The organism is Hyphomonas sp. (genome assembly GCF_041398385.1).
In the GTDB taxonomy this organism is placed as follows: Bacteria; Pseudomonadota; Alphaproteobacteria; order Caulobacterales; family Hyphomonadaceae; genus Hyphomonas.
Map to the genome: position 1 here is coordinate 38,123 of NZ_JAWKUW010000005.1, position 13,231 is coordinate 51,353.

The 13,231-nt window shown below is 63.1% G+C and carries 11 protein-coding genes; 8 read left to right on the forward strand and 3 right to left on the reverse strand.

The window, feature by feature from the left end; genetic code table 11:
• Positions 1–12 precede the first annotated feature (12 nt).
• Positions 13–1,632 carry a hypothetical protein gene (locus R3C13_RS10990; RefSeq protein WP_371310870.1) on the forward strand — a complete coding sequence of 540 codons (1,620 nt, stop codon included), beginning with the start codon at positions 13–15 and terminating at the stop codon, positions 1,630–1,632.
• Between the two features lie 192 nt (positions 1,633–1,824).
• A complete protein-coding gene (locus R3C13_RS10995; RefSeq protein ID WP_371310871.1) occupies positions 1,825–4,083 on the forward strand; it encodes a TonB-dependent receptor in 2,259 nt (752 codons plus the stop codon).
• A gap of 67 nt (positions 4,084–4,150) precedes the next feature.
• Here the strand turns inward: R3C13_RS10995 and R3C13_RS11000 are convergent, their stop codons facing one another.
• Positions 4,151–5,605: a TrkH family potassium uptake protein gene (locus tag R3C13_RS11000; RefSeq protein ID WP_371310872.1), complete on the reverse strand. Its 1,455-nt coding sequence runs from the start codon at positions 5,603–5,605 to the stop codon at positions 4,151–4,153.
• A 39-nt stretch (positions 5,606–5,644) separates the two neighbouring features.
• The gene (locus R3C13_RS11005; protein ID WP_371310873.1) at positions 5,645–5,986 is read right to left on the reverse strand and encodes a hypothetical protein; all 342 of its coding nucleotides are present in this window, start codon (positions 5,984–5,986) and stop codon (positions 5,645–5,647) included.
• Between the two features lie 153 nt (positions 5,987–6,139).
• Between R3C13_RS11005 and R3C13_RS11010 the strand changes: the two genes are divergently transcribed.
• From R3C13_RS11010 to R3C13_RS11035, 6 genes are all read left to right on the forward strand, one after another.
• Positions 6,140–7,186: a Glu/Leu/Phe/Val dehydrogenase gene (locus R3C13_RS11010; protein ID WP_371310874.1), complete on the forward strand. Its 1,047-nt coding sequence runs from the start codon at positions 6,140–6,142 to the stop codon at positions 7,184–7,186.
• Positions 7,187–7,269: 83 nt separating this feature from the next.
• Complete coding sequence (locus R3C13_RS11015; RefSeq protein WP_371310875.1) at positions 7,270–8,103, forward strand: universal stress protein; 834 nt, start codon at positions 7,270–7,272, stop codon at positions 8,101–8,103.
• Between the two features lie 14 nt (positions 8,104–8,117).
• A complete protein-coding gene (locus R3C13_RS11020; RefSeq protein WP_371310876.1) occupies positions 8,118–8,486 on the forward strand; it encodes a hypothetical protein in 369 nt (122 codons plus the stop codon).
• Positions 8,487–8,582: 96 nt separating this feature from the next.
• Positions 8,583–10,484, forward strand: coding sequence for a DUF3604 domain-containing protein (locus R3C13_RS11025; RefSeq protein WP_371310877.1), 1,902 nt, complete (start codon positions 8,583–8,585; stop codon positions 10,482–10,484).
• 17 nt (positions 10,485–10,501) lie between these two features.
• Entirely contained in the window at positions 10,502–11,368 is an 867-nt protein-coding gene (locus tag R3C13_RS11030) for a peptidyl-prolyl cis-trans isomerase (protein ID WP_371310878.1), read from the forward strand.
• Position 11,369: 1 nt separating this feature from the next.
• Positions 11,370–12,350, forward strand: coding sequence for a HupE/UreJ family protein (locus tag R3C13_RS11035; RefSeq protein ID WP_371310879.1), 981 nt, complete (start codon positions 11,370–11,372; stop codon positions 12,348–12,350).
• Here R3C13_RS11035 and R3C13_RS11040 read toward each other — a convergent pair.
• Positions 12,347–13,168, reverse strand: a complete 822-nt coding sequence (locus R3C13_RS11040; RefSeq protein WP_371310880.1) for a sulfite exporter TauE/SafE family protein — start codon at positions 13,166–13,168, stop codon at positions 12,347–12,349. The genes R3C13_RS11035 and R3C13_RS11040 overlap by 4 nt on opposite strands.
• Between the last annotated feature and the right edge of the window lie 63 nt (positions 13,169–13,231).

Genomic DNA, 13,231 nt, shown 5'->3' on the forward strand with positions numbered 1-13,231 from the left:
AGACTCCCGGGAATGCTGCATCCATCGACCAAACGGCTGATCGACAAGCTCGAGGAAATGACCCGCAAGGAACGCGTGGCATGGACCGAAAGCGATGATGGAAGCGTCACCCACGATACCGAAGGCTACCGGGTTCTCATCACGGCGCCGCCGCACGAGGTAAGGCTCAGCGATGCGCGCGGCCGCGAAATCGAGGTCTGCACGCCGGATGAATTCGCCGGGGAATTCGACGGTGCCGACCGGCCCTATGCCGACTTTGTGGCAGACCTCTACCGTGAAGCCCTCCGCCATGCCCGCGGCGCGGAGAAAGCCATTTCCGCCCTCCTTGAAAGCCTTGATGCGGCCGACGCAGAACCGGCAGTGCCGCCTGCGCCTGCAGAGGTGCCGGAAACCGCCGCTGTGGTCGCACACGAAGCGGCAGGCGAATTGCCTGAACCGGAAGAGGCTGAGCCGGAAGTGCCCGCCACTGCGGCGATCGACGGCCAGGACGAGATGCAGCAGGCCGTCGCCGACATGGCTGACCGCATGACCGCCCCGGAGCCGCTTGAAGAAGTGCCCGCGCCCGTCCATCAGGCCGAAGTATCCGCCCCACAGTTTGAGGAACCGGCATTTGAGCCGGAGCCACCCGACGCCGAATTTGTCTTAGAGGCAGAGCCTGAAGACACGCTGCCAGAGGCTTATGCAGAAGACCTGCTCTCAGAAGACGCCGCCGAAGACTGGACGCCCGAAACCGAACCCGCCGCAGAACCAGAACCAGAACCAGAGGCAGAGCCCGAATCCGTCTGGTCCGCCCCACTGATCAGCGCAGCCAGGCCAGAAGCTCCTGAAGAACGGATGCCTGAACCGGCTGTCGAGAAAGTTGAAGAAACCATCGATGCGGTTTTCGAGGCCGAAGCCCCTGCTGATCCCGAAGCGCACGAACCACCGGCCGATGACTATATGCCATTTGGCAGCGGCGAGTCTGCGCCGGAACAGGACACAACCGCACCGGCGGCCGAACGGGAAATTATGGAAGTGGGTACGCCCGACCAGCCTGAACCTGCACCTGAGCCGGAGCCTGCACCCGCGCCGCCGCCACGCCCCCCGGTCTTCGGAAGCGGAATCTTCGGCGGCTCTATGGGCGACGTCAGCCGTTACCGGACAGATGCTCCGGCCGCAGAACCAGAGTCGCCCGCGGCTCAGCCCGAACCGCCAGCACCCGCTACCGAGCCGGCCCGCCCGGCGGCGCCGTCTCTGACGCAGCCGATCAGCTTGTCGGGCATAACGTCCGGCTTTGGCCTTGGCGCCACAGCACCGCAGCGCATGGCACCGACGCCCGCGCCGGCGCCCGCCACCCCCCCAGCGCCCGAGCACCGGGTCATCGACGGCACTGCAGACCTTCCCGACGAGTTTGCGCTGCCGGAGCAAGACGAAGCACCCGCAGATTTCAGCTTCGAACCAGCTCCCCATGAGGCGTCGGCTTTCGCGGAAGACACCACGATTCCGGAACCGGCTGCGGCGCAGGTCGAAGAGATGCCTCCACCGCGCGCGATGCCCGACAATCAACCGGAAGAAGCTGTCCAGGCACCGGATGAGTCGGATCCTGAACCGTCGCCTTCACGGCCAGTGCGCCGGTTCAATCCCTGGAATTGAGACGCGCTCCCAAAAACCTACACAGTCTTGCATGATTTTGTTGCTTAGCAGCAACAAAGCAGGAGCAATTGATGCACACCGGCCCTGAGGCTGGCCCCGACAGTTCATTCTGACCGTCAACTATGCCAAAGGCAGGATCATAAGATCCCGCGCCGAGACGGGCTTCCTCCATCGACAACAGGGTGATCATTCATGACCACGAAGCTTCCCATCCGGGCATGGCTCGGTGCGAGCGCCATCGCGCTGGCCGCTGCTGCCTTTCCCGCCTTTGCACAGGAAACAACCGACACCGAAGCGCGCCTCTCCACGGTGACCGTGACCGCGCAGAAAGTCGAAGAAAACCTGCAGGACGTTCCGATCTCGATTACGACGGTTTCCAATGAGAAGCTGGACGTTCTGAAATCCTCCGGCGCTGATGTGCGTTTTCTCTCGGCCAAAGTGCCGAGCGTGATCGCTGAGAGCTCTTTCGGCCGCGCCTTCCCGCGCTTCTATATCCGCGGCATCGGCAATACCGACTTCGACCTCAATGCCTCGCAGCCGGTCAGCCTCGTCTATGACGACGTTCCTTACGAAAATCCGATCCTCAAAGGCTTCCCGGTCTTCGACCTCGACAAGATCGAAGTGTTGCGCGGGCCTCAGGGCACTCTGTTCGGCCGCAACACGCCGGGCGGCATCATCAAGTTCGACTCGGCAAAGCCGACCGACACGACGGGCGGGTACATCCGCGCTGCCTATGGCAACTACAATACGACCGACATCGAAGGCGCCTACAATTACGCCGCCGTGCCGGGCCAGATGGCTGTGCGCGTGTCGGGCCTCTACCAGAAGCGGTCGCCCTACGTGGACAACGCCTTCACCGGCCAGAAAGACCGCTATGAAGGCTTTGAGGAAATGGCCGGCCGCGCGCAGGTTCTGTTCACGCCGGCGGACACCGGCTTCACGGCCCTCGTCAACCTGCACGCCCGCTCCAACGACGGCGATGCGCGTCTCTTCCGCGCCAACATCATCGATGCTGGCAAGAAAGGCCTCGGATCCGGCTTTGACCGCGACACGGTCTATTTCGATGGCGACAACTTCCTGACGCAGGATGCCTGGGGCCTCACCTCGCGCCTGACCAAGACGCTCACCGATGCCGTCGAGCTGACCTATGTGTTCGGGTACGAATACGCCCAGATCGAAAGCCGGGGCGACATTGACGGCGGCTTCGGCGCGTCGTTCCTCGGTGCCGGCAATTTTGGCCCGGGCTCCATCCCGTTCCCGTCGGAAAGCTCCGGCGCCGTGGATGACCTCGACCAGACCACGCACGAAATCCGCCTTGCCTTCGACAATGGCGGCCCGCTACGCGCACAGACCGGTATCTTCGTGTTCGACGAAAAAGTCTTCATCACTTCGAAGAGCTTTGACACGCTTTCGCCCGGACGTCCGGTCAACGGCATCGCCACGCGCAAGAACGACACGCAGAGCTTCGGCCTCTTCGCATCGCTCACCTATGACCTGACCGAGCGCCTCACCGTTTCAGGCGGCGCCCGCTGGACGGACGAGTCGAAGAAGTTTGAAGTCGAACGGACGCTTGGCCCATTCGGCGCTCCGCCGCTCGGCCCGATCTCCGACACGGTCAAGGACGACCAGGTCAGCTGGGATGTCTCTGCCACCTATCAGGCTACGGACAATGTCAACGTCTATGCCCGTATTGCAAAAGGCTTCCGCGGTCCGTCGACCCAGGGCCGCCTCGTGTTTGGCGACGACGTCTCGACGGCCGACTCCGAAACCGTGCTCTCCTACGAAACCGGCGTGAAGTCCGAACTGTTCGACAATCGCGTCCGTCTCAATGCGGACGTTTACTTCTATGAACTGAACGACCAGCAGCTGACCATCGTCGGCGGCCTCAACAACACGGTCGCCCTGTTCAATGCCGACAAGGGCGAAGGCTATGGCTTCGAAGCAGACGTCGAAGCCGCGCCGACCGAAAACCTGCTTCTGACGGCAGGCCTGTCGTACAACCACACCGAAATCAAGGACGACGTCCTGCTCGCCCCCGGTTGCGGTGCAGGCTGTACGGTCCTCGATCCGGCTGTGTACGACACCAACAATGTCCTGCTCGGCTACAACATCTCCGGCAATGCGTTCCCGAATGCACCGGAATGGATCGCCAACGTCACGGCCCGTTACGCCGTCCCTGCTCCGAACGGCGAATTCTACGCCTACACGGACTGGGCGTATAAGGGCGAAACCAATTTCTTCCTCTACGACTCGATCGAGTTCGGCCAGGAAGGCTATTGGGAAGGCGGCCTGAAGATCGGCTACAAGTCCGACCGCGGCTATGATGCCTCTGTCTTTGTGCGGAACATCCTCGACGAGGAAACCCTGGAAGGCGCGATCGACTTCAACAACCTGACCGGCTTCGTCAACGAACCACGCACCTACGGAGTGCAGATCCGCTGGGACTTCTGATCCCTGCCGGATACCCGATACAGAAAGGCCGGACCGTCAGGTCCGGCCTTTTTCTTTTCAGCCAAGGTCAACCGCGCCAGAACCGGCGTGTCAGCACAACGAACACGACCACGAACTCTAGCCGTCCGAGCAACATGTTGATCGTGCACACCCAGGTCGCAAAATCGGAGAAGGACTGGAACGTCGTCGACGGCCCGTTGATCGGCCCAAGGCCCGGACCGACATTCGACAGCGTTGTTGCCGCGCCGGAAATAGCCGTGACCGGATCGAGCCCATCGAGGCCCAGCAAGGCTGCTGAAACCAGAAAGGTCGCAAAGTAAAGGAACATGAAGACCATGACCGATTGGAGCGTGTCTTCGTCCACCGTCTTACCGCCATATTTGATCGGCGAGCGGCGGTGCGGCTGCACCATGCGCTGCGAATAGGCCAGCAGCGCTTTTGCCGTAATCTCGATACGGAAGATCTTGAGACCGCACGCAGCGGACCCAGCGCACCCGCCGACAAAGGTGATGCCGAGGATCATTGCCATGATCGGCGTACCCCACGTGTCGTAAGGCGCCGTGGCAAACCCTGTCCCCGTCATCACAGCCACCGTGTTGAAGATGGTCAGCTTCAATGTGCCCGCGACGCCTTCATCGGTCAGGGTCGAAGAGTTCATGAAATAAAAGACCGAGATCAGCGCGGAAAAGACGATCGCCAGCGCGAAATACAGGCGCGGCTGCGGATCGGTCACAAATTGCATCACTCGTCCCTGCAGGACCAGCATCGCCATGAGGCTGAACGGAAGGCCTGCGATCAGCATGAACACAATACCCGCCCACGGCGCCATCGTGTCGTTGAAGTATCCGAATGACGCATCGTGCGTGGAGAACCCGCCCGCCGACATGGTTGCCATTGCATGGCAGATCGCGTCGAACCATGTCATGCCGCAAACATAATAGGTCAGCGCACATGCCATGGAGACGATCACATAGGTGAGGCCCAGATAGGCCGTGATGTCTGTCACCCGCGGCAGGAACTTGCCGGACCGGTCGGAATTCTCGAGCTGGAACAGCTGCATCCCGCCGACCCGCAGCTGCGGCAGGATCGCGATGGCCGTCACGATGATACCGATGCCGCCAAACCAGTGGATGATCGCACGCCACAACAGCAGGCCCCGCGGAAGGGAATCGAGCCCCGACAGGACGGTCGAGCCGGTCGTCGTCAGGCCCGAAACGCTTTCGAACACTGCATCGGTGAAGCTCATACCGGATGCCATGAACGGGATCGCTGCGATGATTGGCAGTACTGTCCAGACCATCACGGTCAGCAGGAATCCTTCCCGCTGCCCCGTCCGCTCCGCACCGCCACGCGATAGCACCCAGACGCTGGACCCGAAGAAAATGGATGCAAAAGACGACACCGCAAACACATGCGCCTCGGGCCGCTTGTCGGCCCAGTCGATAAGGGCGCAGGGCAGCATCGCCACGCCGAGAAGCACGGTCATGATGCCGATAGCGAGGAGGAGCGGGCGCAATTGCATGTCAGGCGGACTGTTTACGCTTGAAAAGCTGCAAAGATGTCAACGCCCGGCGCGGGCCTTCTCGGCCATCGGACCACGGCAGACCGCTTCCAGTTTTGGCCGCGAATAGGGGTGCGGCCCGCCCTCGATCCGGCCTTCCTGCCCATCGGCAATGAGATCACAATTGCAGTCGAGGCCGATTACGGTTTCGACCTCCATCGGCGTGGTGAGGGTGTGCTCGATCCGCTTGCAGCCCTTTTCCCCGGTCGTCCAGATCTGGGTACGATAGGCGGTGTCGCCGATTTGCCAGCTGGCCGAGACGGCCCGGCAGGTTTCCGCCACGGCGGAACCGGCGAGGCCCAGGGCCGCCAGCAGGATCACGTATTTGCGCAGGCTCTGCATGACTTTCTCCAGCCTACGCCCCCCGCAAGCGGCACGCCAGCCCGGCCTGCAGGGTCGCCAAGCATTGCCGCCACTCATTGACGCTACGGAATCGGCCGATAAAAGGCGGCAAATTGGTTTCATTTGTATCCATTTCCTGCCGCCGGAGCCTGCATGTTTGATCACCCCTCCTATGACGCCCATGAGGGCGTGCACCTGTTCGAGGATGAAGCGAGCGGCCTGAAAGCGATTATTGCGATCCATTCCACTGCCCGCGGCCCGGCTGCCGGCGGCTGCCGCATGTGGAACTACGAAACCGGCGAGGCGATGCTCAAAGACGCCCTGCGGCTGAGTCAGGGCATGAGCTACAAGAACGCCATGGCCGACATTCCGCTCGGCGGCGGCAAGGCTGTGATCTGGGGCGATTCCCGCAAGGACAAGTCGCCCGCCCTGTTCCATGCCTTCGGCCGCGCCGTGGAAAGCCTTCAGGGGCGCTACATCACCGCCGAGGATGTCGGCATCGATGTCAGCGACATGGCGATCGTGCGCCAGGAGACCGCCCATGTCGCGGGCCTCGACCATGGTGAGGCCGCCAGCGGCGACCCCTCCCCGGTCACTGCGAAAGGCGTCTATCTCGGCCTTCGCGAAACGGCCCACCGGGCGTTTGGCACGGATGATCTTTCCGGCCTGACGGTCGCCGTGCAGGGCGTCGGCTCGGTCGGCGGCTATGTCTGCGACCATCTTGCCGAAGCGGGCGCAAACCTGGTCATCACCGATATCGACGAGAAGGCGCTTGCCGACGTGGCCGGCCGCACCGGCGCGACCATCGTTGCACCGAACGACATCTACGACGTTGATGCGGACATCTTCTCCCCCTGCGCCCTCGGCGCCATCGTGAACGAAAAGACCCTCGACCGGTTCAGGGTCAAGGCAATCGCGGGCGGTGCCAACAACCAGCTGATCGTGCCGGAAATGGGCGAACTGCTGCGCCGCCGGGGCATCCTCTACGCCCCGGACTATGTCATCAATGGCGGCGGCATCATCAACGTCGCGGCCGAGATTTCCGGCACTTATTCGCGCGAATGGGTCGACGAAAAGCTGACCCGGCTGGTTGCGACTCTTGGCGAGGTGCTCGACGAGGCGCTCTCGACCGGTACGCCGACCAACCAGGTCGCCGACCGGATCGCCCGGCAGCGGATTGCGGACGCAAGGACAGCCTAGTAACACTACCTAGAACACGGGCCGACCTGCCGTGTTATGTGGAGATCGGGGCCGATGGGGCCCGGCATCTCAGGGAGGTGGTCATGACCGTTGTCGCGATGTTGCAGGGGGCAGAAGCGCCAGACCGCGCCGTAACGCTTGATGCGCTGGCGCTCGCTCAGAGGCTGAATGTGCCGGTTCGCGGCGTATGCGCCCTGCCCGACCCGAACGCCGCCATGATCGTGATGTCGACGCCTGAAGCCACGGGCCTCGCCGCCTCCGCGACCCGCGATCTGGCCGCCCTGCAGGACAAGATTGTTGCCGGAGCCAAGGACATATTTGACGATGTGACCTCCACCGGCGCGCACGGTCTCGCCTGCACCTTCACGCATGAGGTCAATATCGCCGAACGCGCCGGAGCGAATGCCGCCACGCTGGCCGACGCTGTCGTCTTTCCGCACAGCTCCCAGAAATCCACCGACCCGCTCGGGCCCTCCTTTGAACATGTGCTGATGGAGGCGCGCCTGCCGCTGGTCCTTTCCGGCACCCGCCCGATCGAATCCGGCCCTGTCGTGATCGCATGGGACGGGTCCAATGGCGCGGCGCGCGCCATCCGCTTCCACCTCGACCTCGTCAAGGCATTCGGCGCGGTCGTGATCGCGCAGAGTTCGAAAGACCTCGAAAAGGACGACCACCGCGCCTCGGCGGACCCCACAGTCCTTGAAGACTGGCTGTCGGCGCACGGCATCAGCGCCCAGCGCATGCCGATCGAAGGTGAGGTCGCCAGCGGCCTCCTGTCGCTTGCTAAGCAATGCGACGCCTCCATGATCGTCGCGGGCGCCTATGGCCATTCCCGCATCGGCGAACGCCTCTTCGGCGGCACGACCCGCAACCTGCTTGAAGCCAGCGACGCACCCGCCCTGGCCCTCGCCCGCTAAATACGGAGACTTACATGAGCCTGAAACGCATCACCCTGCAGCTTGCGCGCAATCCGGGGATCACTGAAGGGGACACGCGGATCGGATACACCATCGTCGCCCCGCTGACCGCCGACGGACACCTCGATGTCGATGCCTGGCGCGAAGCCAAGAAGGATTGCCGGGTCGTGCGCTTCCATCCCGATCCGGACGAGCACGCCACAGGAAAGCTGACCCATCGCGGCAGCCACTGGATGTTCCATTACGATGATGAGGACGAGGGCGACGACGAAGCCGGCTTCCGGCTCGGCGATCACGTCTTCAAGGAAGGCGAATACGTGACCATCGCCAGCCACGGCGAAACGCCGCTGACCTACAAGATTACGGACGTTTCGGCCCTCTGACGCCGGAAAAGGCGCCCCTGCGTCAATCTGGACAGGGCGCCCAATCCCGCCCAAAATGCCCTCCAAGTGCCGAAACGGCACATGAGGGAGGAAAGCATGTTGAAGAAAACGACGGCTCTGGCCGTGATCCTGCTTTTGGCGGGCTGCGGCAAAGCGACTGAAAGCAAGGCACCGGGGGCGGACGGCGCGAAGGCCGCACCGGACGAAGCGGGGCGCACATCGGGCTACAATCCGGATCGCAACGCCTATTTCGGCGATCTGCACATCCACACCCGCTCCAGCTTCGACGCCTACATCTTCAACGTCCGGCGCACGGCCGACGATGCCTACCGCTTCGCCCTCGGCGAAACCATCCAGCATCCGTCGGGCTTTGACATGACCATCGCCGGCGGCCCGCTCGACTTCTACACCGTCACCGACCATGCCGAATATCTCGGCATCCTGCCCGCGATGAACACACCGGGCACCAAGCTTTCCGAATTGCCGGCCGCCAAGCAGATGTTCTCGGCTGACCCGGATGTGATCCTCAGCTCTTTCCAGAAGGTCGGGACCTCGGTGCGCGAAGGCCAGCCGATCGCGGAAATGTATGATCTGGATACGATCAATTCCGTCTGGGCAGAAAATGTCGCCGCAGCCGACAAATACTACCAGCCCGGCAAGTTCACGACCTTTGCAGCCTATGAATACACGTCTGTCAGGTCCGACATAGATGAGGAAGGTTTTGGCGGGGGCAACCTGCACCGCAACGTCTTTTTCAAGGGAGCGGCGCCGCCCAAGGCCTTCTCGACGCTCGACTCGTCAAATCCCGAAGACCTCTGGGACTGGATGGATGAACAGCGCGCCAATGGCATGGAGGCGATCGCCATTCCACACAATTCCAATGTGTCCAACGGGCAGATGTTCCGTCTACAGACCTATTTGGGCGAACCGCTTGATTCCGCTTATGCCGAACAGCGGATGCGAAATGAGCCTCTTGTCGAAGTCACCCAGGTCAAGGGCACCAGCGAGACCCATCCGGACCTGTCACCCAATGATGAATGGGCCGATTTCGAAATCTATGAAGAGTTGCTCGGATCGTATGCGCTTTCCGCAGTCACCGGTTCCTATGTCCGCGAAGCCTATCGCAACGGGCTGAAGCTGCAGGAAACTGAAGGCTTCGATCCGTTCCACTTCGGTCTTGTGGCGGCTTCAGACTCTCACGTTGCCGGCGGCGCCTATGCCGAGAACGACTACTGGTCGAAAGTCGGCATTGTGGACGGTACGCCGGTTGCCCGTGGCTCAGTGCCTTTCCCCGGCACGACCAGCTGGGACGAACAGCCCGACAACCAGATCGTCAACAATGCCAACCATTGGTTCTCCCGCTGGAGCGCCAGCGGCCTGACCGGCGTCTGGGCGGAAGAAAACACGCGCGAAGCCATTTTCGACGCCTTCCGCCGCAAGGAAACCTTCGCCACGACCGGGCCGCGCATGAAGGTCCGCTTCTTCGGTGGCTTCGGGTACAGCGACGACATGCTCACATCGGCAGACCTGGCGCACCAGGCCTATGCGGATGGCGTACCGATGGGCGGTGACCTCGTCGGCACCGGAGACACGCCGGCCTTCCTCGTCTGGGCACAGCGCGACCCGAATGCCGGAACGCTCCAGCGTGTCCAGGTCGTAAAGGTCACGAGCGACGGTGAAGAAGTCATCGATGTCGCCTGCGACAACGGCACGCCGGACCCGTCGACCGGCCGGTGTACGGACAATGGCTCAAGCGTCGACATGGCCAGCTGCACGCCGGTCAATACCGGCGCCAACGAGTTGAAAGCCATCTGGCGCGATCCGGCCTTCGACGCATCGCGCCGGGCAACCTATTATGTCCGCGTGCTGGAGAACCCCTCCTGCCGCTGGTCGACCTGGGAAGCCATGCGCAACGGCACGCCGCCGCGCCCGGATGTGCCCCAGACCATTCAGGAGCGTGCCTATACCTCGCCCATCTGGTACATTCCCGGCAACTAAGACACCAGGACCAGACTTTGGCAGACACATCTCAATCGACGGCTCGCTGGCGCGCATGGCTCAGCGAGCCGTTGTTCCATTTTATTATCGCGGCGCTGGCCGTCTTCATCGGCTGGAATGCCATCAACGGCTCGCGCAGTGATGCCGAGCGCACGATCCGCATTACACAGACCGACCTCGAACGGCTCGCCGCGCTCTATGCCGCGGAATCCGGCGCCCTGCCGTCGCAGCAGGACATGGCCGCCATGGTCAATGATTATGTCCGCGACGAAGCGCTCGCCCGGGAAGCACGCAGCCTTGGGCTCGACGACAATGATACGATCGTCACCCGCCGGCTCGCCCAGAAGATGACCTTCATGATCTCGGACCTCGCCGACGATCCGGACCCGGACGAAAAGACCTTGCGGGCCTGGCACGAGAGCCATCCCGACCGTTTCACCGATCCGCAGACGCTGACATTTACACATGTCTATTTCAGCGAAGATGTCCGCGGAGAAACCGCAGAGACCGATGCCGCCGCCGCGCTTGACGGCCTGAATGCCGGGGAAGACTGGCGCAATGCCGGCGATCCCTTCATGCTCCAGCGGTCCTATGGCGACCTGCCGATCCGCGAAGTCGCGCGCCTGTTCGGGCCGGACTTTGCCCGAACGCTCGCGGCATTGCCGGCCTCCGATAGCTGGACCGGACCAATACGATCCGCGTTGGGCGTGCACCTTGTCCGCGTCACCGCAAATGTACCTGCCCGTCTGATCCCGTTCGAAGAGGTCCGCGAGGCCGTCCTGGCCGACTGGAAGGAAGAGACCCGCCGTCAGGAAAACGAGGAGGCTGTCCGGGACATTATCGCCAAATACAAGGTCGAGATCGAAGGCAGCGGCTCGAAATAGGATGACAGCACTGCGGTTCGCATTCCTCTGGCTGGCCTGCGTCCTTGCCCTTGCTGCGCCCGCCGCGGCGCACGAGGTGCGCCCCGCCTATCTCGAAGTGACGGAATCGGCCCCGGCCGTGTTCGATGTCACATGGAAACAGCCCGTTCTCGACGGGCGGCGCCTCAAGATGGACCCGGTCTTCCCGGAAGGCTGCGCCCGGTCCGGCGAACGCATCAGCTCGGCCGGCTCCACCCTGATCCAGCGCTGGCAGATGGCCTGCGACCTGTCATCCGGTGAAATCCGCATCGACGGCCTCGACCGTACCCTGACGGATGTGTTCGTGCGCCTGAACCGCCTGAATGGCGAACAATCCGGCGTGGTGCTGCGGCCGGGCAGCAGCGTGCTGGACCTGACCGTTCCCAGCGGCGCACCAACCGCCACCTATTTCATCATCGGCGTCGAACACATCCTGTTCGGATGGGATCACCTGCTGTTCGTGCTCGGCATGGTGCTGCTGGTGCGGCCGAAGCAATTGCTCCTGACCCTGACGGCCTTCACGGTCGCACACTCCATCACACTGGCCGCTGCATCGCTGGGCGGGATCACGCTGCCCGGTCCGCCGGTGGAAATCACCATCGCGATGAGTATTGCCCTGCTCGGCGCCGAGGCGATCCACCGCCTGCAGGGCCGCATGACGCTCAGCCAGCGGATCCCTTGGGCCATCGCTTTCGGCTTCGGCCTGATTCATGGATTCGGTTTCGCGGGGGCACTGTCTGAGATCGGCCTGCCCAAAGGCGCCGAAGTTCTGGCGCTCCTCCTCTTCAATGTCGGCGTGGAAGCTGGCCAGATCCTGTTCGTCGGCGCTGTGCTGGCGGTCGCCTGGCTCTATTTCCAGGTCGCCAGCAACCGGATGGCACTTGCCCGCGGCGTCCTCGCCTATTTCATCGGCATCATGGGCACGTTCTGGGCCATCGAGCGGCTCGCGGCGAGCTTCCTCTAGAGCCCGATCGCCTTCCACAGCATGCGCGCCGCCACCAGCGCCAGAAGGATCGCGAACAGCCGCCGCAGCCGCGCCGCGTCCAGCTTGTGCGCCAGTGACGCCCCGACAGGGGCCATCGTCACGGTAAACAACGAAATCAGCGCAAAGGCGGCAAGGTTCACATGGCCGAGCGAGAAGGGCGGCAACCCCTCTTCTCCCCAGCCGATGATGACCGCCACGATCGCCGACGGCAGGCCGATCGCCACGCCCCACCCGGCCGCGGTGGCCACCGCCTTGTGGATCGGCCGGCCGTAGAGCGTCATCAGGCTGACACCGAACGTGCCCCCGCCAATCCCCATCAGGGCCGACAGTGCCCCGATCCCGGTGCCCAGCCCGGCCCGCAGCGCGCCCTTCGGCATCTCCTCCGCGATCCGCCAGGTCGGGCGGCCGAAGAACAATTGGGCCGAAAGCAGGAAAGCGAGGCTGCCGAAAATCCCGAGCAGCGCCCGCTTCGACAGGAAGCCCGTCAGTGCCATGCCGATCAGCGCCCCCAGCACGATCCAGGGCGCCCAGCTGCGGATGATGCTCCAATCGACCGCCCCATGGCGGTTATGCGCCATCACGCTGCGGGCCGATGTCAGGATAATCGTCGCAAGCGACGTCGACACCGCCACATGCATCGCAGTCTCGCTGTAGCCCATGGCATCGAACAGGAAATACAGCACCGGCACGATGATCGCCCCGCCGCCGATGCCGAACAGGCCGGCTGCCAGCCCCGCGGCCGCGCCCGCCAGGGCAAGCGCCACCAGGAGCGGCCCATATTGAGTCAAGAGATCCATCGCCGCCTTTTGCATGAGGCGCAGCCAGAATGCCAGAGATCGTTCCGTCCCGACTTTTGAGAG